18 protein-coding genes and 1 pseudogene are annotated in these 21326 nt (G+C 60.2%); 1 reads left to right on the forward strand and 18 read right to left on the reverse strand.

Annotation, left to right across the window (positions count from 1 at the left end):
• Positions 1-82: 82 nt before the first annotated feature.
• From infB to ABD112_RS10150, 17 genes and pseudogenes are all read right to left on the reverse strand, one after another.
• Positions 83-2902: pseudogene (infB, locus tag ABD112_RS10070) on the reverse strand (translation initiation factor IF-2); the annotation flags it as partial.
• A 90-nt stretch (positions 2903-2992) separates the two neighbouring features.
• A complete protein-coding gene (locus ABD112_RS10075) occupies positions 2993-3283 on the reverse strand; it encodes a YlxR family protein (RefSeq protein WP_343925513.1) in 291 nt (96 codons plus the stop codon).
• A 126-nt stretch (positions 3284-3409) separates the two neighbouring features.
• A complete protein-coding gene (gene nusA / locus ABD112_RS10080) occupies positions 3410-4411 on the reverse strand; it encodes a transcription termination factor NusA (protein WP_343925515.1) in 1002 nt (333 codons plus the stop codon).
• Positions 4412-4485: 74 nt separating this feature from the next.
• Complete coding sequence (locus ABD112_RS10085; protein ID WP_343925516.1) at positions 4486-6267, reverse strand: proline--tRNA ligase; 1782 nt, start codon at positions 6265-6267, stop codon at positions 4486-4488.
• An 18-nt stretch (positions 6268-6285) separates the two neighbouring features.
• Positions 6286-7434, reverse strand: coding sequence for a flavodoxin-dependent (E)-4-hydroxy-3-methylbut-2-enyl-diphosphate synthase (gene ispG / locus ABD112_RS10090; protein ID WP_343925517.1), 1149 nt, complete (start codon positions 7432-7434; stop codon positions 6286-6288).
• A 40-nt stretch (positions 7435-7474) separates the two neighbouring features.
• The gene (locus tag ABD112_RS10095) at positions 7475-8533 is read right to left on the reverse strand and encodes an alpha/beta fold hydrolase (protein WP_343925519.1); all 1059 of its coding nucleotides are present in this window, start codon (positions 8531-8533) and stop codon (positions 7475-7477) included.
• Between the two features lie 49 nt (positions 8534-8582).
• Positions 8583-9230 (reverse strand): CoA transferase subunit B, encoded by a 648-nt coding sequence (locus ABD112_RS10100; protein WP_343925520.1) that lies wholly within the window; start codon positions 9228-9230, stop codon positions 8583-8585.
• Positions 9230-10006 (reverse strand): CoA transferase subunit A, encoded by a 777-nt coding sequence (locus ABD112_RS10105; protein WP_343925521.1) that lies wholly within the window; start codon positions 10004-10006, stop codon positions 9230-9232. Before ABD112_RS10105 ends, ABD112_RS10100 begins: the two co-directional genes overlap by 1 nt.
• Positions 10003-10911, reverse strand: a complete 909-nt coding sequence (locus ABD112_RS10110; RefSeq protein ID WP_343925522.1) for an alpha/beta hydrolase — start codon at positions 10909-10911, stop codon at positions 10003-10005. Before ABD112_RS10110 ends, ABD112_RS10105 begins: the two co-directional genes overlap by 4 nt.
• Positions 10908-11654 carry a 3-hydroxybutyrate dehydrogenase gene (locus ABD112_RS10115; protein WP_343925523.1) on the reverse strand — a complete coding sequence of 249 codons (747 nt, stop codon included), beginning with the start codon at positions 11652-11654 and terminating at the stop codon, positions 10908-10910. Before ABD112_RS10115 ends, ABD112_RS10110 begins: the two co-directional genes overlap by 4 nt.
• Entirely contained in the window at positions 11651-12307 is a 657-nt protein-coding gene (locus ABD112_RS10120) for a TetR/AcrR family transcriptional regulator (RefSeq protein WP_343925524.1), read from the reverse strand. Before ABD112_RS10120 ends, ABD112_RS10115 begins: the two co-directional genes overlap by 4 nt.
• Entirely contained in the window at positions 12304-13866 is a 1563-nt protein-coding gene (locus ABD112_RS10125; RefSeq protein WP_343925525.1) for a class I adenylate-forming enzyme family protein, read from the reverse strand. Before ABD112_RS10125 ends, ABD112_RS10120 begins: the two co-directional genes overlap by 4 nt.
• A complete protein-coding gene (locus tag ABD112_RS10130; RefSeq protein WP_343925526.1) occupies positions 13863-14942 on the reverse strand; it encodes a branched-chain amino acid ABC transporter permease in 1080 nt (359 codons plus the stop codon). Before ABD112_RS10130 ends, ABD112_RS10125 begins: the two co-directional genes overlap by 4 nt.
• On the reverse strand, positions 14939-15814 hold the full coding sequence (locus ABD112_RS10135) for a branched-chain amino acid ABC transporter permease (protein ID WP_343925527.1): 876 nt from the start codon (positions 15812-15814) through the stop codon (positions 14939-14941). The genes ABD112_RS10130 and ABD112_RS10135 overlap by 4 nt, the downstream gene beginning before the upstream one ends.
• Positions 15811-16536 carry an ABC transporter ATP-binding protein gene (locus ABD112_RS10140; RefSeq protein ID WP_343925529.1) on the reverse strand — a complete coding sequence of 242 codons (726 nt, stop codon included), beginning with the start codon at positions 16534-16536 and terminating at the stop codon, positions 15811-15813. Before ABD112_RS10140 ends, ABD112_RS10135 begins: the two co-directional genes overlap by 4 nt.
• On the reverse strand, positions 16533-17288 hold the full coding sequence (locus ABD112_RS10145; protein WP_343925531.1) for an ABC transporter ATP-binding protein: 756 nt from the start codon (positions 17286-17288) through the stop codon (positions 16533-16535). Before ABD112_RS10145 ends, ABD112_RS10140 begins: the two co-directional genes overlap by 4 nt.
• Positions 17289-17302: 14 nt before the next feature.
• Positions 17303-18493 (reverse strand): substrate-binding domain-containing protein, encoded by a 1191-nt coding sequence (locus tag ABD112_RS10150; RefSeq protein ID WP_343925533.1) that lies wholly within the window; start codon positions 18491-18493, stop codon positions 17303-17305.
• Positions 18494-18620: 127 nt separating this feature from the next.
• Between ABD112_RS10150 and ABD112_RS10155 the strand changes: the two genes are divergently transcribed.
• Positions 18621-19817: an acetyl-CoA C-acetyltransferase gene (locus tag ABD112_RS10155; protein WP_343925535.1), complete on the forward strand. Its 1197-nt coding sequence runs from the start codon at positions 18621-18623 to the stop codon at positions 19815-19817.
• 95 nt (positions 19818-19912) lie between these two features.
• On the opposite strand, the gene ABD112_RS10160 is transcribed toward ABD112_RS10155, so the two are convergent.
• Positions 19913-21241 carry a M50 family metallopeptidase gene (locus ABD112_RS10160; RefSeq protein WP_343925537.1) on the reverse strand — a complete coding sequence of 443 codons (1329 nt, stop codon included), beginning with the start codon at positions 21239-21241 and terminating at the stop codon, positions 19913-19915.
• Between the last annotated feature and the right edge of the window lie 85 nt (positions 21242-21326).

The following is a 21326-nucleotide window of genomic DNA, read 5'->3' on the forward strand; positions in this document are numbered from 1 at the left end:
GAGACGTTGACGACAACCCGGTCAAGAAGCTTGCGAAGCTCCGCTTCTTGACCGGGTTGTCGTCATAAGCCGGACGGGTNTCAATTGTTTCGATCTCGTCACCGATTTGGATGTCGTTGAACTTGCCAAGACCAATTCCGGCTTCGAAGTCGGTACGGACTTCGGTAACGTCATCCTTGAAGCGACGCAGCGAGTCGATTGCCAGGTTGTCGCCAACGACGACACCATCGCGAATAACTCGGGCCTTGGCGTTTCGCGTGATCGTTCCCGATCGCACGATGACACCAGCGATGTTTCCGACCTTGGAGGATCGGAAGATCTCGCGGATCTCGGCAAAACCGGACTGAACTTCTTCGAACTCGGGCTTGAGCATGCCCTTGAGCGAGTTCTCGACGTCTTCGAGTGCCGCGTAGATGACCGAGTAGAAACGTACGTCGACACCTTCGCGGGCGGCGCGTTCGCGTGCCTTCGGGTCGGGCCGAACGTTGAATCCGATGATGATCGCGTTGTCGACCGTTGCGAGGTTGATGTCGCTTTCGGTAACAGCACCAACACCGCGGTGGATGATACGCAGCTGTACCGAGTCATCAACATCAATCTTGAGCAGCGACTCTTCGAGGGCTTCAACAGCTCCCGATACGTCACCCTTGATGATGAGGTTGAGCGATTCGACCTTGCCGTCTTCGAGTGCCTTAGTGAAGTCCTCGAGGCTGATGCGCTTGCGGCTACGAGCCAGCTGGGCGTTACGCTCTGCTGCTTCGCGCTTTTCGGCGATCTGACGGGCCATACGGTCATCGTCGGTTACGAGGAACACGTCGCCGGCCTTGGGAACCGACGTCAATCCAAGTACAGCAACCGGGCGCGACGGCTCGGCCTTGGTGATCGAATCGCCGTTCTCGTCGAACATCGCACGAACGCGGCCGTAGGCGGTTCCCGCGACGATGGGGTCTCCGACCGACAGCGTTCCCGACTGGATGAGCACGGTTGCAACAGCACCGCGACCCTTGTCGAGCTTGGCTTCGATCGCGACACCACGAGCATCCTTGTTGGGGTTTGCGCGCAGGTCGAGTCCGGCATCCGCTGTCAGGAGCACAGCATCAAGAAGCTCGGTGATGCCGATCTTGTTGAGCGCCGAGACGTCCATGAACATGGTGTCTCCACCGTATTCTTCAGCCACGAGACCGAATTCGGTGAGCTGCTGGCGAACCTTTGCCGGGTTTGCGCCCTCTTTGTCGATCTTGTTGATTGCGACAACGATCGGAACGTTGGCTGCCTGAGCGTGGTTGAGTGCTTCAACCGTCTGCGGCATGATTCCGTCGTCTGCTGCAACCACGAGAATCGCGACGTCAGTAACCTGCGCACCACGTGCACGCATGGCGGTGAACGCCTCGTGACCCGGGGTGTCAATGAAGGTGATCGGACGCTCGATGCCGTCGTGCTCTTTGACAACCTGGTAAGCACCAATGTGCTGCGTGATGCCGCCGGCTTCGCCAGCAACAACGTTGGCGTTCCGGATCGAGTCAAGCAGCTTGGTCTTTCCGTGGTCAACGTGACCCATGACCGTGACAACGGGAGGACGGATGACGAGTTCGTCATCTGATTCCTCTTCGAGTTCTTGATCGAGGTCCATATCGAAGCCGAGCAGGAGCTCGCGGTCTTCTTCTTCTGGCGAGACCATTTCGATCTTGTAACCGAGCTCATCGCCCAGAATGTTGAAGGTTGCCTCGTCGAGCGACTCTGTCGCGGTTGCCATCTGTCCCAGGTGGAACAGAACGGTAACCAGATTGCCGGGGCTCGTGTCGATCTTGTCAGCGAAATCGGAGATCGATGCACCGCGACGCAGGCGAAGAACTTCGGTGCCATCGCCACGGGGAATGCTTACGCCACCCAGTGAAGGAGCGGCTCTCAGCTCGAACTCTGCCCGTTTCGCCCGCTTCGACTTACGTGCCTTGCTCTTGCCACCACCGCGACCGAAGGCACCTGCGGTGCCGCCACCCGGTCCACGACCGCGACCGCCGCCTGGCGGACGGTTAGGGCCAAAGTTGTTGCCGGGTGCGCCACCTGGACGCGCTCCACCACCAGCGCCACCTGGGCGCTGACCGCCACCGGCACCGGGACCACCTGGGCCGCCGGGACGCTGGCCGAAGCCACCTGGACGTGCACCCTGACCGGGGCCGCCTGGACGCGGAGCGCCAGGACGTGGCGTTCCGGGGCGAGGCGCACCGGGGCGCGGGGAGCCGGGACGAGGTGCACCGGGGCGCGGAATTCCGCTAGCCGCGCCGCTGCCTGCACCGGAACGTTGCGAACCCTGGTTGGAAGCGTAGGGATTGTTGCCCGGACGAGCGGGCCCGCCGCGCTGCATTCCCTGGTTGGAGGCAAAGGGATTGTTGCCCGGACGAGGTGCGCCCGGACGAGGAATCGCCGAGGGGCTCGGCGCAACCGGAGTGTCGCCTTCTGGCTTTGCGCCAGATTCAGCGGATGCCTTCTCAGCGGCCAAAGCCTTTTCTGCGGCCAGCGCTTGAGCCTGACGCTCTGCAACTGTCAAGGGTGCGGGAGCCGCGCCCTCTTCTGGTTCGTGAGCAGGCCCTGAAACTGGCTCGGGTGCAGCAGCCGGAGCTTCGGCAGCATCGACTGCAGGAGTTGGAGCGCTGGGCATCGGGGTCTTCGGTTTCGGCGCAGCTTTAGGCGCGGCCTTGGGAGCAGCCTTGGGCTTCTCTGGCTCTGCTGGGGCTTTCGCGGCGTCTGCTTCTAGGGCAGCCTTTAGCCGACGTGCAACGGGTGGTTCAATACTTGACGAAGGGCCTTTAACGAATTCGCCCATTTCTTTGAGCTTCGCTAGTGCAGCCTTGCTATCGACGCCTGCTTCGGCGGCGACTTCGTGTACGCGTGGTTTTGCAGCCACTTTTCTCCTGTCTGGGTCTGCTCCCAGACAGGGGCAGACCACTAATTACGGACGGAACTCATTTAGAGCCGCTCATTAGTTGTCCATAGGTCAATCAGCCTGTTCGTTAGGGGACATCGGTTGATGTCCCGCCTCATATTCAGCTAACACTGAAAGAAGTGCTCCGGTATCTAGCGGTGATCCCACCTTCAACGCACGTGCGAAAGCTCTGCGTTTGACTGCAGACTCATAACACGTGGATGTGGGGTGGAGCCACGCACCGCGCCCCGGAAGTGCGGCCGAATGGTCGGCCACAACCGCACCGTTAGATGCGATAACCCTCAGTAACGAAGATCTGCTGCCGCTTGCACGACAGCCGATACACGTTCTTACTGCATCCATGATACCCCTACTCTCCGGTCATGCACTCCCCTCGCCTAACGTCGGCGTGTAAGCAGCACGTGTGAGCGGCGCGTGACCGCGGTCAACACTGTCTCGCTGGGAGCAGAGCCGGCCGCGGTCGTGCGACTACTCGTCGTCGAGAATAGAGTCTGGCTGAATGTCGATGCGTGCGCCGGTCAGCTTGGCTGCCAGGCGCGCATTCTGGCCTTCTTTGCCGATCGCCAGCGAGAGCTGGTAGTCGGGAACAAGGGCACGGACTGCTTTGGTCGCTTCGTCGATGACAAAAGAGCTTGAGACCTTGGCCGGTGAGAGCGCATTCGCAACAAACACGGCAAGATTCTCTGAGTAGTCGACGATGTCGATTTTCTCGTTGTTGAGCTCTGCTGTTACGGCGCGCACACGTTGGCCAAGCTCGCCAATGCACGAACCCTTAGCGTTGACGCCCGGCTCGGTTGCCCGAACAGCCATCTTGGTGCGGTGACCGGCTTCGCGAGCCACCGAAGTGATCTCAACAATGCCGCTAGCGATCTCAGGAACTTCAAGTGCAAAGAGTTTGCGTACGAGCGAAGGATGGGTGCGGCTGACCGTGATTTGAGGACCCTTGTCACCCTTATTCACAGCAGTGACATAGACGCGCAGTCGTGAACCGTGCTTGTACTCTTCGGTAGGCACCTGCTCCTCGGGAGGCATAATCGCCTCCACGGTACCCAGATCGATGTGGATCATCCGAGGGTTAGGACCCTGCTGGATGACGCCGGCAACGATGTCGCCTTCGCGGCCTTTGAATTCGCCGAGAACTTTGTCGTCACCGATGTCGCGAAGACGCTGGTTGATTACCTGTTTCGCTGCGAAAGCTGCGATGCGACCAAAATCACTGGGGCTGTCTTCAGCCTCACCAACGATTGCACCTTCGTCGTCGTATTCAGGAACCCACACACTGACGTGGCCGGTCTGGCGATCGAGGACGACGCGAGCCGTCGGCGCAATCTCTGCAGCCTTACCTTCAGGAGCCTCAACGTGCTTGAGATAGGCACTCATGATTGCCTGCTCAATGATTTGCACCAGTTCTTCGAACGGTATCTCTCGCTCGCGCTCCATCATGCGCAGCACGCTCAAGTCGATATCCATTGAGGGCCTCCGATATTCATTTAGGGGTGATAAACCGGAGCCTCACTGGCTCCGAATAGGCTAGTTTAGCCGCCTTATCCCAACAGCATCGCACCAACCTCATCGAGGCTTGTGCTGGTGCGCTCGTTTGTGATGCGATCCCAGACCTCGACCATTCCGCTGGCAGCATCGCGGCCAACGATCACGATCTTTGGCACGCCAAGCAGCTCCGCATCGCCGAACTTTACGCCGGGCGAGACCTTGAGTCGGTCGTCGAAGAGCACGTCGAGTCCCGCACTCTCGAGCGAGGCAACCAGGTTCTCTGCGGTTTCGAAAATGACCGGGTCTTTGCCCGCGGCCACGATGTGTACATCAAACGGGCTGATGTTCTTGGGCCACAAGAGACCCTTACCATCGTTTGTCGTTTCAGCAATTGCCGCCATCAGTCGCGTAACGCCGATGCCGTACGACCCCATCGTGACGGTGACGAGCTTGCCGTTCTCGTCGAGAACCTTGAGGCCGAGGACCTCTGCGTATTTGCGACCGAGCTGGAAGACGTGACCAATCTCCATCCCGCGAGCAGTCTCAATGGGGCCGCTGCCGTCGGGGGCGGGATCACCCTCGCGTACATCCGAAACCTCGACGGTGCCATCAGCCACAAAATCACGACCGGCTACGAGACCAAGCACATGCTTTTCATGGATGTTGGCTCCGGTGATCCACTGAGTGCCGTCAACAACACGAGGGTCGAGCACGAAGCGAACACCGGTTGCAGACTTCTCACCGATCACAGCGCCTTCAGGCGACCACGGACCGATGTAGCCCTTCACAAAGCCGGGGTTTCCCTCCAGCTTGGCAAGCGCTGCGAAGTCCTCTGCTGTTGCCGCTTCGACCTCTGCTGGCGCGAAGGCGACCTCGGCGCGCTTGAGATCAACATCGCGGTCACCGGGAAGACCCACGACGACGAGCTCACGGGATCCGTCGAGCGAACTCAATGCAAGAACCACGTTCTTGAGCGTGTCGGCGGCATTCCAGGCGCGGTCAGCACGCGGGTGCTGCTCGTTAGCCAGCGCGACAAGCGTGTCGATGGTTGGCGTGTTCGGCGAATCGAAAATCAGTGGCTCGGGCAGGCCCTCAGTCGACTGCACCTCAGGCGGGGTCGTGCGGTAGGCCTCAACGTTCGCGGCATAGCCTCCAGCCGAGCGCACAAAGGTGTCTTCGCCGATCGGGGTGGGGTGCAAGAACTCTTCGCTCTTCGAGCCACCCATGGCTCCCGCATCCGCCGCAACCACGACGTACTCCAGGCCCAAGCGAGTGAAAATTCGCTCGTAGGCGTCACGGTGCTGCTGGTACGAAACGTCGAGTCCGGCATCCGTGTAATCGAAGGAGTAGCTGTCTTTCATCGAGAACTCGCGCCCCCGCAGTAGGCCAGCACGCGGACGAGCTTCGTCGCGGTACTTGTCTTGGATTTGGTACAGCGCCAGCGGCAAGTCTTTGTAGCTCGAGTAGAGGTCTTTTACGAGCAGTGTGAAGACCTCTTCGTGCGTTGGCGCCAATAGGTAGTCAACGTCGCGGCGGTCCTTGAGGCGAAAGATTCCGTCACCGTATTCTGCCCAGCGACCGGTTAGCTCATAAGGCTCGCGCGGCAGTAGCGCCGGAAAGTGCACCTCTTGCGCGCCGAACGATTCGAGCTCGTCGCGGATGATCGCCTCAATCTTGCGACGGACCTTAAGCCCAAGTGGCAACCACGCAAACACCCCTGGCGCTTGACGACGGATGTAGCCGGCGCGCACCAAAAGGCGGTGGCTGGCTACCTCGGCATCGACGGGATCTTCGCGGAGCGTGCGGACAAAGAGTTGAGAGAGACGTGTAGACACGCCTCAATGTTAGTGCGGCTACGGGGTGAGCACTTGCGGGCTGCCGATCTCGCCAGCAGGCATCTCCGCAGCGATGCGGTTCGCCTCCTCGATCAGCGTGGCAACGATCTCCGATTCGGGCACAGTCTTGATGACTTCACCCTTGACAAAGATCTGGCCCTTGCCGTTACCACTGGCAACACCGAGGTCAGCTTCACGGGCCTCACCCGGCCCGTTGACGACACAACCCATCACCGCAACGCGCAGCGGCACTGTCATGCCTTCGAGGCCCTCAGTGACGTCGTTGGCCAGCTTGTAAACATCGACCTGTGCGCGACCACAGCTGGGGCACGACACAATTTCCAGCTTGCGCTCGCGCAGGTTGAGCGACTGCAAAATCTGCAGACCAACCTTGACTTCTTGGGCTGGCGGGGCGGAAAGCGACACGCGAATGGTGTCACCGATGCCCTCGGAGAGCAGGATGCCGAACGCCGTAGCGCTCTTAATCGTGCCTTGGAACTCGGGACCAGCTTCGGTGACGCCCAAGTGCAGCGGCCAGTCACCGCGCTCAGCGAGCATCCGGTAAGCCTTGACCATCACGATGGGGTCGTTGTGCTTGACAGAAATCTTAAAGTCGTGGAAGTCGTGCTCTTCGAAGAGACTTGCCTCCCAAACTGCGCTCTCCACGAGCGCCTCTGCTGTGGCCTTGCCGTATTTTTGCAGCAGGCTGGGCTCAAGCGAACCAGCGTTAATTCCGATTCGCAGGCTTACACCAGCGTCCTTAGCCGCCTTGGCAATATCGCCGACCTTGTCGTCGAATTTGCGAATGTTTCCCGGGTTTACGCGAACAGCGCCAACTCCGGCATCAATCGCCGAAAAAACATAGCGCGGCTGAAAGTGGATGTCGGCAATAACCGGAATCTGGCTCTTCTTCGCGATGATGTGCAAGACATCCGCGTCATCCTGGTGGGGAACAGCGACTCGAACAATGTCGCAACCCGACGCGGTCAATTCGGCGATCTGTTGAAGCGTTCCGTCGATGTTCGTGGTCTGCGTAGTAGTCATCGACTGCACGCTGACCTGCGAATTGCTGCCGACTCCGACCGAACCGACCTTGATCTGCCGGGTCTTGCGACGGGGAGCGAGGACTTCAGGAACTTTCGGCATTCCAAGATTGATTGCTGGCACGATTCCAGTCTAGAGCCGACTCCTGAACAACACCGGAACGCTAGCTCGCGGCGAGGTGCGCGCCCAGTGCCTCGACGAACTCCTTCGGGTGCTCGAGGTGGGCCGAATGACCGCAGTTCTCCCACGCCAACTCGGTGTATTCGCCGCCATTGGCCGCGTAGCTGTCGAAGACGGCTCTGGTCTGCTCGATCATCGGCTGCGGCGGAGCAACCTCCGCACCTGGCCAACCAGGAATCACGCCCAGCTGTCCCAAGAAGTTGAGATCGAAGCCCGAAGCATCCGAAACTATTGCGTCGCTGAGACCACGAATCCATAGCACTGGCGGCTTGCTCGCCAACTCGGTGATGCCACTGACGTTGTAGTGGTCGGGAGTCATGGTGTTGAGCACCCCGCGACCGCCAGGGCCGAAGCCAGGCCACGCATCCACAGCAACAGAATCTCCGGGGTAGTTGTCTTCGCCCGTTGCCGTCATGAGCATCGACTCCACCCACAGATCTTCGTGCTCGGCATGAGCTTCAGGGTTCGCGACGTAAGCAGTGCGGAACACCATGCGAGCGGATGCCGGAGAATCATTGCCACCATTGCCTGCGTTCAGTTGGGCAATAAAGTCGGGGTTCGCTCCCCCGCCACCCGTTCCCGGGCACTCCGGAGCCAGCAGCTCGCCGGATGCACCCTTGGTTCCGCCAAAGCCGTATGGTGACACCGGTGAGACGAAGGTTGCCGTGGCGACGCGCTCGGCATGGTCGATCATGAACTGCATCACCACGCCACCGCCCATGCTCCAGCCGACAAAGTTTGCGCGCTCTACACCGAGCGAATCCAGCACTGATGCAACATCGTCCGAGAAATCGCGAACGCCCCTGATGGCATCCACAGGCAAAGTTTCGCTGTCGCCGAAGCCACGAAGGTCAATCGCGAGAGCACGCACACTGCTATCGAGACCGAGCATCGTCGGCTGCCAGAACAATGATGAAGAAACATTGCCATGAACAAATACGACGGTGGAGGTTGCGGAGTCCGCTGGCCGTTCGAGCACTGACGCGACGAGTCGCGGGGTAGTGACGCTGTGCTGAACTATGCCGTCGAGAAGAGTAGCCATGGGGTGTCCTTTAGGTGGTGAAACTGCTGGAAATACGGGTATTCGGCGATTACAAGTGAGAAATAAGGTCGACGCTGAGCTCGGGCTCGGTAGCTGCTCGAACGGTGGCTTCGTCGACGCCGGGAGCGAGCTCGCGCAAAACGAGCCCATCGGCCGTGACATCGATTACCGCGAGATCGGTGATGATGCGGTGAACAACGCCACGACCGGTGAGCGGCAGCGAACACTCGTTCACGATCTTCGGGGTGCCGTCTTTCGCGACATGTTCCATGAGCACGATCACGCGAGCCGCGCCGTGCACCAGATCCATGGCCCCGCCTGGACCCTTGACCATCTTTCCCGGGATCATCCAGTTGGCAAGATCGCCAGCGGCCGAAACCTGCATCGCCCCCAAAATTGCCGCGTCAATCTTGCCGCCACGAATCATCCCGAAACTCATCGCCGAATCAAAGAAGGCGGTCCCCGGAAGGGTCGTGACCGTCTCCTTGCCCGCGTTGATCAGGTCGGGGTCAACGTTCTCTTCGGTCGGGTACGGACCGACGCCAAGAATGCCGTTCTCCGACTGCAAGACAACAGTGCGACCCTCAGGCACATAGTTCGGCACCAGCGTAGGCAGCCCGATACCGAGATTCACGTACGAACCATCAGCCAATTCAAGCGCGGCACGTGCCGCCATCTCTTCACGTGTCAAAGCCATTACGCCACCTCTTTCTGCACCGTGCGACGTTCGATTCTCTTCTCGACATCGGAACCGACCTCGATCACCCGCGTGACATACACACCGGGAAGGTGTACGGCATCCGGCTCAATCTCGCCAGGCTCGACCAACTGCTCGACCTGGGCGATACAGATGCGGCCAGCCATTGCTGCCAGCGGCGAAAAGTTGCGCGCCGACTTAGCGAAAACGAGGTTGCCGTGGCGATCACCCTTGAGGGCGTGCACTAGCGAAAAGTCTGTCGTGATCGACTCTTCGAGAACGAATTCCTTGGCGGTGCCATTCACGTCAAAGGAACGCACCTCCTTCGGCGGCGACGCAATCGCGACCCCGCCCGAACGGTCGTAGCGCCTCGGCAAGCCGCCCTCGGCGACCTGCGTGCCGACGCCCGTCTGAGTGAAGAACGCAGCGACACCAGAACCACCAGCGCGAAGCTTCTCGGCGAGGGTGCCCTGCGGGGTCAACTCAACTTCGAGCTCACCCGTCAAAAACTGGCGCTCAAACTCTTTGTTCTCACCAACATACGACGACGTCATCTTGCGGATGCGACGGGCTGCAAGCAGCACGCCCAGACCCCAGTCATCGACACCGCAGTTGTTGCTCACGATACTCAGATCGTCAGACCCCAACTCCAGGAGTGCCTGGATCAGCACCATCGGATTGCCGCAGAGGCCGAAGCCGCCCACCGCAAGAGATGCCCCATTCGGAATATCGGCAACAGCCTCAGCCGCCGACCCCACTGTCTTATCGATACTCACGCTCGGACCTCCCGCGATTGACTCGTCAATAGTTCGTCCATGACGCCCGCGACAACATCTGCGCCACGCTGCGACAAAGTAATTGTGTAGTGATTGACGTCTGGCGCCTCATGAAAAATCACCTGAGGAAACTCGGCCCGCCACTGGTCACACTGTTCCGGAGAATACAACGCGGGAACCTGATTGAGAAGACCCCGCGGTGCTCGAATGAAATGCACCGGAACCGTCAACCCACTAAGCGCACCAAGATACGTCTCATCGCCACTCAACTGCAACGCATCACAACTCACTGCAGCGATATTGCTTGCCGGATGAAAATTCGGCTCTGTGCCGACCAGATCGTAATCGACATAGTCGCGCACCGCCTGAGTGAAGTTGCCCTCGAACGCCGGATGCAGCGCCCAAAACTCGTCATAGCTCGCACGATCAGGAAACGTCATCGACAATCGATCAGCCGCCGGCCCCAAAATCGCCTGAGGCAGCTCCTCCATCGAAGTGCCCTCGGGCGCCGGAATCGGCAAGCCGCCATCAATGAGGATCAACCCGGTCACACGCTCCGGGTACTGCGCCGCCAAGCTTGCAGCGACGAAACCACCCATCGAATGCCCAACCACGAGCGCCAACTGAGTATCTGTCGCAGCCAACAAAGCGTTCATGTCTGCGGCGTGCTGCGGCATCCCGAAAGGCGCAGGAAGGTCACGGCTTGCACCGCGCCCGCGCAGGTCGGGAGCGATGACCCGATACTCCGGAAAAGCTGTGGCCACGAGCGGCCACGACATGTGGGACGCCGTGATGCCGTGAATGGCAAGGATGGTGCCTTTCGGTTGAGCGTCTGGCTCCCAGACTGCTGCCGTCAGTTCGCCGCCCTCGACGGGGCACGTGATGGTTCGATAGTGCTGAGTCATCGCGCGCTCCAGCCGCCATCCATCGTGTACGAGGCGCCGGTAACCATACCTGCGGTGTCGCCGGCAAGCCACAACACGAGGTCGGCAACTTCCTCTGGTTCGAGCAATCTCTTGATTGCGCTCTCGGTGAGCATGACCTTCTCGACAACCTCAGACTCGGGGATGCCATGAACCTTCGCCTGATCGGCTATTTGTTTCTCGACCAGAGGCGTGCGCACGTAGCCAGGGTTCACGCAGTTGCTCGTCACGCCGTGAGCTCCGCCTTCGAGCGCGGTGACCTTGGAAAAACCTTCGAGCGCGTGCTTGGCAGCGACATAGGCCGACTTGTATGGCGACGCCCGCAAACCGTGCACCGAACTGATGTTGATGATGCGACCGAACTCACGTTCGTACATGCGCGGCAAAGCTGCCCGCACGAGCAAGAAGGGAGCTTCAATCATGAGGTCGAGGATGCGGCTAAACATTGCCGGCTCGAAGCTCTCAATTGGGCTAACGTGCTGAATACCCGCATTGTTCACGAGAATATCGATATCAAGCGAGAGATCAGCAAGGGTGGCCGTGTCGGTCAAGTCGACCTGCCAAACCTCGCCTCCGACACGGTCGGCTTGAATCTTGGCTGCATCGCCATTGAGATCGGCGACGATCACGTGGGCTCCCGCTTTCGCGAGGGCTTCAGTGCATGAGGCCCCAATTCCACTGGCGCCTCCAGTCACAAGGGCCCTCCGGCCTGAAAGATCGGTCATTTCTCGACTCCCCCATTGCTTGACTCCGGCACAGCCAGAGCGCGGCGAATAAACGTGATCATGTGATCGAGAACGTCATCGGGAACCCGCGAGGTTCCGCTTGCGGTCGGATCGGCATCGTTTCCAGCATCAGCTGAATCGCCCCAGAGCACCCACCGCATCCCGATCATCTCGCCGATTCCCATGAGAGCCCAGGCGGCAACGGTCGGGTCGATATCGCCGACTTCACCCAGCAGCTGGGCCTCCTTCAGGCCTTCGATGTAGCCATCGACAATGCGCGAATAGTGCAGGCGCAGCGACTTGGGCGACACGAACTCTGCTTCGCGAACCACCCGATAGAGGGCTGGATGCTCGGCCGTGAACTCGAAGAACGCCCGAAAACCTGCACGCTCAGATTCGATCCGATTGGATGCCGCCCCCGAGGCTTCGCTCATTGCCCGGCGAACCCGGCGGTTGAGATCCTCAACGAGCTCCTCAAAGATCTCGAGCTTGCTCGCGAAGTACAGGTAGAACGTGCCCTGACCAACGCCAGCTTCTTCTGTAATGCGCACGACTGAGGCATCCGTGTAGCCGTAGCGCGCGAAGACGGTTTCCGCCGCTTCGATCAGTTTCGTCTTAGTGCGGGTGCCGCGAGCGGTAAGCGGAGTGCTCATGAACTGATCCGTCCTGATTGTGCGGACTGTTCTGTCCATTGGCCGAGCAATACACGACGGCGCACCTTGTCACTCGATGATCGCGGAATCGACTCCACGAACATCACACGCTTGGGTACCTTGAATTTTGCGAGGGCGGCACGAGCAAAGTCGAGCAGATCTGTCTCGTCGGTGGCAGCGCCCGAACGCACCACTACCCAGGCCACCGCGGCTTCGCCCCACTGTTCGTCTGGAACACCGACGACGGCGACATCGGCCACTGCTGGATGCCCAAACAGCACCCCCTCGATCTCAGCGGGGGCAACGGACTCTCCCCCGGTGATGAATATGTCTTTGATGCGATCGAGAACACGGTAGTAGCCCTCGGCATCCCGGCTTACTAGGTCGCCCGTGGCCAACCAGCCGTCGCGAAGCGCGAGCGCCGTCGCTTCTGGTGCACGAAAGTAGCCGCTGAAAACTCCGGGACCATGAACGAGTAGTTCGCCCTGACCTGCACCAGTGATGCGTTCTCCCGTTACCGGGTCAGCAATATCGACATCGACGTGCGGGTACGGCTTTCCGGCAGAGCCGATGCGCACGCGCGCTTCTTCGTCGGGCAGACACAACACATTGGGTGCTGCTTCGGTGAGCCCGTAGCCCTGAGTGAGCGCAACGCCCCGGCTGTGCCAGACCCGAAGCAACGGCTCCGGCATAGGAGCGCCGCCAACGATGGCGTGGGCCAGACTCGACAGATCGCTTGAGGCGAAACGCGGATGCTGCGACAAAATCAGGTAGTTCGCTGGCACGCCCATCATGGTGGTGATGCGGCGGTCAGCAATGAGTTGCAGCACCCGTGCCGGGTCGAAGGTGCGCTCGAGCACAACAGTTGCGCCCATCCACCAAGCCAACAGCGGCTGAATGTTCCAGCCGCCTACGTGGTATTGCGGCATGACCGCGAGCACCACGTCAGCACTCGTAATTTCGGCGGTGCGGGAAAGCGACAGGTTTGTCCAGAAGCAATTGGAATGGCTGAGGATGGCGCCCTTGGCCTGATCGAGGGTTCCCGAGGTAAATACGATGAGCAGCGCGTCGTCGTCGCGCACAGGGCGTCGCAGCGGCTGTGTCGAGTCGCGAAGAAGCGGGGCAACAATGTCACGCTCGATACCGTGGGTGCCCAGAATGTCGCGAGCGATAGGGGCGATCAAGCGATCGGCCGCTAGCGTCGCTAACGTTGAAAACTCATCCTCTACCAGCAGCAGTGCAGGATCGGCCTGCTCAAGTTGCTGAGCAATCTCCCGGGGAGAGAGCCGCCACGAGAGCGGCACAAGCACAAGCCCTGCCTTTGCGCAGGCGAAGAACACAACAACGTGGTCTGAGCTGTTTCCGGTAATCGTGGCGATGCGATCGCCAACGCCGTAGCCGCCATCGAGGAATGCGTTAGCGAGTGCGGTGGCTCGATCATCCAGTTGACGGTAGGTCAGCACCACGCCGCGGTCGTCGACGGCCACTCTGTCTGGCGTCGCGATGGCACGATCAGCAGTCCACCGCCCTAGCGTGTGTAGCCCATCAGACTCACTCATTCCGCCTCCTCAAGCTGCTTGCGCGCAGCCGGCGTGACGCGAGTGCCTGTTCCTAGGCGCTGCGCTGCACCGGCGATTCCTCCGGGAAGGAACAACACCACAAGGATAAACAACGTGCCCAAGATAAAGAGCGGTTCTGAAAGAGGAATACGCAGAACTGCGGGAAGTCCGGCAATCGCGTCGGAGCCTGCGAGCGCCGTGAGACGCTGGTCGAGCAGCGTGTAGATGATTCCGCCGACGATCGCACCCCACCGCGAACCAACACCTCCGAGCACCACAATCACCAGAATCGTGAGAGTGAAGTCTGCGGATGTTGCCCGCGGCGTTGTACCGCTCTGCAAAAGCAGGTGCACCATACCGACGAGTGATGCCAACACTGATGCGATAACGAAGGCCATGAGCTTGACGCCGAATGGACGCAATCCGAGCACTCGCACTCGCAGCTCGTTTTCACGCGTTGCCGTTACCGCATGACCGGCGCGGGAGTTCTCGAACCAAGCAACGATGACGAACACAATCACCAGCAGGGCGAGGGCGAGCCAGTAAAGGTTGCGGGTGTTGATCACACCGATGAAGAAGTCAGGAATGTGCTCGGTGTCGAGACGCAGGCCCTCTTCACCGCCGGTGACGGATGGATTGCGTCGTACGAGCACATTGCCCGCCTGAGCGAAGGCCAACGTGACCATCGCAAAGGAGATGCCCGTGACTCGAAGGCTGAGCGAACCGAGAAGGTAGGCGGCTGCGATCACAATCGCGAACGTGAGCCCCAGTGCAGGAATCAGAGTGAGCTCGGTCTGCTGCAACACAATGCCCAGGCCGTAAGCACCAAGCGCGAAGTACAGCGCATGCCCAAACGACAGCATGCCAGCGGTGCCAAACAGCAGGTGGTAGCTGAGCGCAAGGGACGCAAAGAGCAGCGCCAGGGCGAGCAACTGGAGGGTACCCGGGGTGTAGGTGGCTCCCGGCAGAACGCCCGGGATCGAGATGTTGAGCAGCGGCAGGATCGCAGCAAATACCACGAAGGCTCCACCCACGATCCACCACGTGCGTTGGCTGAGGTTCGCTAGCGACTTCATGCTTTCTTCCCCAAAATTCCGGTTGGGCGAACCAACAACACGACAGCGAGCAACAAGACAACCATCAGGTCTCCCGTTCCGCCGAGATAATAGTTGGCGAACTGCTGCAGGATCGCGACCACTACCGACGCAATCGCAGCACCGGCGAGTGAACCCAAGCCACCGATCACCGTCACGATGAAGGCGAAGATCAGCAGGGATCCGCCCAGCTGAGGTGAGACGTAACCGAAGTAGTGCGAGGCGAGCACACCGCCGAGGCCCGCTGCGGCACCACCAATGGCGAAGACCACAGTGAATGCCTTGCGAACGTCGATGCCCAAGGCGGTGACCATCGACCGGTTTTCAACACCGGCCCGAATGACGAGGCCGAAGCGGGTGTACCGCAAGAATGCGACGATGCCGAGCAACACGAGCACCGCTGCCCCGATCAACAAGAAGCGATCGTTGGGAACTCGTGCTCCCAAAATTGCTGTCGTGTGCGACAACCACGGAGGTGCGGTGACATAGATCGGGTCGGTGCCCCAGATGCCTTCAAAGAGAGCAACAGTGGCGAGCGCTAGACCGACAGTGACGAGCACCTGCTCAATGTGCCGGTTATACAGTCGCCGAATCAGCAAGAACTCGGTCGCGGCCGCAACGAGAGCGCCAACCGCCATACCGAGCAGCAAGGAGGCGATCAGGGTGCCCCAGCTTTCGCCGCCCATCCGCCGAGCCAACGCCCAGCCGGCAAAAGCGCCGAGCGTGAGGAAGGATCCGTGCGCAAAGTTCAGCACACCCATCAGGCCATAAATCAGCGAGAGACCGGATGCCACCAAAAAGTACAGTGCACCAAGCCCCAGGCCCGTGATCAGCAGGAGAACTATGGTGCTCATGCGACCCCCAGCAATTCTTTAGTCAAAGCCTCGTTGCCGAGGAGTTCTTCAGCGCTGCCGTCGTAGACGACGTGTCCCCCCTCAAGCACGATGGCTTTCTTAGCGAGCATCCGAACGACCTGAAGATTCTGCTCAACGAGCAAAACGGGCACGGTCTGGGCTGCGCGTTCAAGCGCGCGAGCCACATCCATCACAATCAACGGAGCAAGGCCCTTCGTCGGTTCGTCGACCAGGAGAACGCGATTGTCATTGACGAGCGCGCGAGCGAGAGACACCATCTGCTGCTGGCCACCCGAAAGGGTTCCCGCAAGTTGGCCAGAACGTTGAGTGAGATCGGGAAAGAGTTCGGCGATGAGTTCGCGATTCGGATTCGAGTCTCGCTCGGCGAGCCGCAAGTTCTCGGCCACCGTCAAAGACGCGAAAACTTCGCGGTCCTCGGGCACATAGCCAACACCGCGCTGAACAATTCGATGAGTAGGTTCGCGATCGACTCGCTCCCCCGCAAGCGTCACTTCACCAGAACGCTCGATTAGGCCCATGATGGCCCGCAATGTGCTCGTCTTACCCACACCGTTTCGGCCCAAGAGCGCAGTCACGCCAACAGGGAGCATTTCGAAGCTCACCGCCTCAACAACCTGCTGACCCTCGATGCTTGCGCTGAGATCAGAAACCGTCAGGATCGAATCCGTCACCGTCGGTGTCGTGCCGGTCGATTCGATCATAGTGAGGCCCCCAAATAAGCCTTCTGCACCGCTTCGTCTGCCATAACTGCATCCGGGGTGTCACACGCGAGCAACTGACCATGGTGCATCACCGCAACGCGGTCGACCAGGCCGAGCACGATATCCATGTGATGTTCGACCATCAACACGGTGCGTCCCGACTTATGAACCTGACGAATCACATCGCTCAGCCCGGCAACGTCGCCAGAAGCGACTCCCGCCATTGGCTCATCCAGCAGGATCACGCTCGGATCAGTCGCAAGCAACATCGCGATTTCAAGTTTGCGTTTGTCACCGTGCGAGAGAACACCGGCCAGAGTCTCGCTGTGGTGGCCCAAGCCAACTTCCTCGAGCCCCGCACGGGCAACGGTCGATGCGGCATCGTTCGGCCGCGGAAAGCGGAGTACCGAAGTGGCACCGCCAAGTTTTACTTGAGCGGCCAGTCGCACGTTCTCCAGTGCGCTCAGCGCCGGAAACAGACTGGATGTTTGAAATGTTCTGCCGAGCCCAGCCCGGGCTCGCGCGTCGATGGTCTGATTCGTGACGTCACGCCCCTCAAGGCTGACGGTTCCCGTGGTGGGAGTCATCACCCCGGAGATGAGGTTGAATAGCGTGGTTTTGCCGGCCCCATTCGGGCCGATCACACCGAGCATCTCACCCTGCGCGACCGACAGCGACACGTCATCGATAATGACGGCACCGCCGATCGTGAGGGCAAGATGCTCGACAGTGAGCACGGGCTGGTTCGACATATTTACGTAGTTACTTACTCTGCGATGGGTGGGGTTACGGCGTCAGCGTCAACGGCCGTGACCAGCTCAGGAGCCCATGAGTCGCCGTCAGCGACGAGAGTTACCTGGAACATCGGCTGGATCATTGCGTGGTCTTCAGCGCGAACCGTGATCGTGCCTTTCGCGGAGTCGAAGGTCCAGCCCTCAAGAGCCGCGATCATTGCGTCGACATCGTCTCCGCCTTCACGCACTGCCTGAACAACCATCTGAGCGGCAACAAAACCGTCAGGCGAGAAGAGGTCTGCCTGCTTGCCCTCTGCCTCAAGGTAGCTCACCATCGCGCTGTTCGCGTCGTTGTCTGTAGCACCGCCGAAGTAGTGGTTGAGGAAGCTGATCTTGTCGCTTGCGGGGCCATAAGCACCGTAGGTCGAGATGTCGCCAAGACCTGTTGCAACGGGAACGCTATCGAACACGCCCTGCTGGCTAAGTGCCTCCCACATTGCTCCAGAGGTTGCTCCAGCCCACGCGACGAACACGAGGTCGGGCTGGGCGTCAACGATCTGCTGCGCGAATGGCGTGAACTCTGTTGCATCTTCGGGCACGAGCAAGCTCGTTACGTCTGCACCCTGGCCGCCGAGTACTGCGGTCGCTGCGGCAACGTTGCCCTGTCCAAATGCGGTGTCCTGGCCGAAGACGAGAACCGACTTGCCCGCCGGGTCACCGATAAAGGTTCCCGCGGTGGCGACATCTTGGTAGCTCTGGCGCCCTGAACGGAAGGTGTAGTCGTTGACGCCGGTGATGGCATCAGCTGCTGCGGGGCCCGAGATGTAGAGCACCTTGTTCTGTTCGGCCTGTTCAGCCAGCGCCAAGGCGATTCCGGATGACACGGTGCCGATGATGATCTTCTGGCCTTGACCGATGACATCCTTGGCCGCCGTGACGGCCTTGTCGGCGTCGCCAGCGTCATCCGTGATCTCGATGTTGAGTTCGCGGCCGTCGACGGTGCCCGTGCCGTCGGTGGCATAGTCGAGGCCAGCGTCGAAGCCAGCAAGGTAGGCCTCGCCATAGGCCGCGAGTGGGCCGGTCTGGGAGGTAATAATCGAGATGTCGACTGGAGCAAGCTCATCGCCGCCCGAACCGGTATCTACGCTGGGGGCACAGCCCGCCAGTGTGAGTGCAACCGTCGCAATTAACGCCGGAGCAAGGTACTTTTTACTGACCCGCATGATGGGACCTTTCCTGCTGCCTTAGGAGGATTGTGATCTGAACCTGAGACCCGGTTCAGGTTTCATGTAGCCTATGGTTGCTCGACCACGCTGTCAACAACGGCACACAAATAAAGGAGTTTGCACAGTGGCCAACACCCCCGCACCCAACGATGTAGTAATCCTTTCCGCAACTCGCACCCCACAAGGGAAACTGCGCGGACAACTAAGCTCACTTACCGCCGTCGAACTCGGCGCTGTGGCCCTTCGCGCCGCCGTCGAACGCTCCGGCGTGGATGTCGACGACATCAACCAGGTCATCTTCGGCCAGGTGATTCAGGCCGGTGCTGGCCAGAATCCCGCACGACAAACGTCTATCGCGGCTGGCCTCGCCTGGAAAACTCCGGCCGTCACCGTGAACAAGGTCTGCCTTTCAGGGCTCGCCGCAATTGTCGATGCCGCACGTCTCATCCGCCTCGGCGAAGCCGAAGTTGTTGCTGCCGGCGGTCAAGAATCGATGACTAATGCACCGCACGTGCTGCCCGGATCGCGAATGGGCTGGGCCTATGGCACCGTCTCAGCTCTCGACTCCGCCGCCCACGATGCGCTTACTGACGCTTTCGACGCCGAGTCGATGGGTGCGAGCACCGAGCGCCACAACGGCCGCCTCAACATTGGCCGCACCGAACAGGATGAGATTGCTGCGGCTTCGCATCAGCGGGCCGCCGCCGCGATTGAGGCAGGCGTTTTCGTTGATGAAATCGCTCCAGTCACGATCAAGCAGCACAAAGGCGAAGACCTCGTACTCGACACCGATGAGGGCGTTCGCGCCAACACCACCGCCGAGACTCTCTCTGGACTACGCCCCGCGTTTGACCCAGACGGCACCATCACCGCAGGAAATTCTTCACCCCTGAGCGACGGAGCGTCCGCCGTGATTCTAGCGAGCCGCGCGTGGGCCGAAGAGAACGGACTCACGTGGCTTGCGGTTCTCGACCGGTCCGGTCACGTCGCCGGCCCCGATAATTCGCTGCACTCGCAGCCTGCACGCGCCATCGCTGCGGCACTCGAGAACGCCGGGTGGACAGCTGATGACCTCGACTTTGCCGAGATCAACGAAGCATTTGCGGCAGTGAGCCTGCGCTCCACCGCCGAACTGGGGCTGAGCCACGACATCGTCAACATTCACGGCGGAGCAATTGCGATCGGACACCCCGTGGGGGCATCCGGCGCGCGACTCGTCGTTCACGCAGCTCACGAGCTCGCTCGCCGAGGCTCCGGCCGTGCCGCTGTCGCCCTCTGTGGTGGCGGCGGACAGGGCGACGCGCTGTTGCTGACTCGCTAAGACGTCGCGTTGTGGTCCTGACGAAAGTCTGGACCACAACGCGGTCACGCTCGCGCGTTCAGGGTCGGCGCAGGTATCGGCCTGGCGTCGGCCTGCTAGAAGATCGAGATCGGCTTCACAATGTCTGCGTAGATCAATAGCAGCGTCATAGCCCCGAGAAGCACTACGACGACAAGCGTCAACGGGATGATCTTGGCGGTATCGACCGGGCCAGGATCAGGCCTACCGAACAGCTTCGCGAAAAACCGACGGATGCCCTCATAGAGAGCACCCGCGACGTGACCACCGTCTAGCGGCATCAGCGGCACCAGGTTGAAGACAAACAGGGCTACGTTGAGCGACCCAATCAAGCCGATAAGTTGGGCGACACGGCTGGCGACCGGAGCCGAATCGAGGCTCGCAATTTCTCCGGCAATACGACCGACGCCGACCACGCCGATCGGGCCGTTCGGGTCGCGGTCACCGGGACCAAAGGCGGCAGCGGCAACATCGATCATGCGCTGCGGAAGGTTCACGATCACGTTGGAAACAGCCACAACGTTGTCGCCAACCGCAGGCAGAACAGCGGTCACCGGCTGCGGTACGTTCTCGACGGCCGAGCCGATTCCCAAGAAACCGTACTCTTCGGTCTGGGGTTCGCCATCCGCGTTCTCTGCAATCTGGCCGCGATCGTCATAAACGTAGCGTTCGGTGAGCAGCGGTTCGGTCACGAGCGTGACGTCGGTTCCATCTCGCTCGACGACTACCGTCAACTCGGCGCCAGCGGCCGCCCGAATGTACTCGGTAGCTTCAGCCCAAATCTCAACCGGCTCGCCATCCATGGATACCAATCGGTCGCCAGGAAGCATTCCCGCGGCAAAGCCCGGCGCTGCCGGATCAGTGCTCTCGCATGTTTGACGCTCAGTCGTAGCCGGGATCACACACTCAGAGACGCTGCTGATCGTCGTCGTGGTCTGCGCGACGCCAAAACCCATGAGGAGAATCGCAAACATCACAATTCCGATGAGGAGGTTCATCACCGGACCGCCGAGCATGATGATGACTCGTTTGAACACGGGCAAGTTATAGAAAGCACGCGACTCGTCGACATCAACCAAGGTGTCAGCACTCGCGGTGCGAGCATCCTGAACCAAGGATTGGAAAACGCCAGTCGTGGCGGTGCGACCTTTATTGTTCGCCTTGCCTGGCGGGTACATGCCAGCCATCGCAATGTAACCACCGAGCGGAATCGCCTTGAGCCCATACTCGGTCTCACCGCGTTTGCGGGAGAAGATAGTCGGCCCAAAGCCGATCATGTACTGACTTACGCGCACCCCAAAGAGCTTTGCCGGCAGCAAATGGCCGATCTCATGCAGACCGATAGACACAGCAAGCCCAACGACGACCACAAGGATGCCGAGAATATACAGGAGCACGTTTTCCACCCGCTAAGAATAGCCACGAGCACCGACCTCCACCTGTGCCAGTGCTGTGCACGCCGCAGAACCACCCCGCACTGGGGGTTATTGG

Origin of the sequence: Rhodoglobus aureus, assembly GCF_039527955.1 — a bacterium.
Taxonomy (GTDB): domain Bacteria; phylum Actinomycetota; class Actinomycetes; order Actinomycetales; family Microbacteriaceae; genus Rhodoglobus; species Rhodoglobus aureus.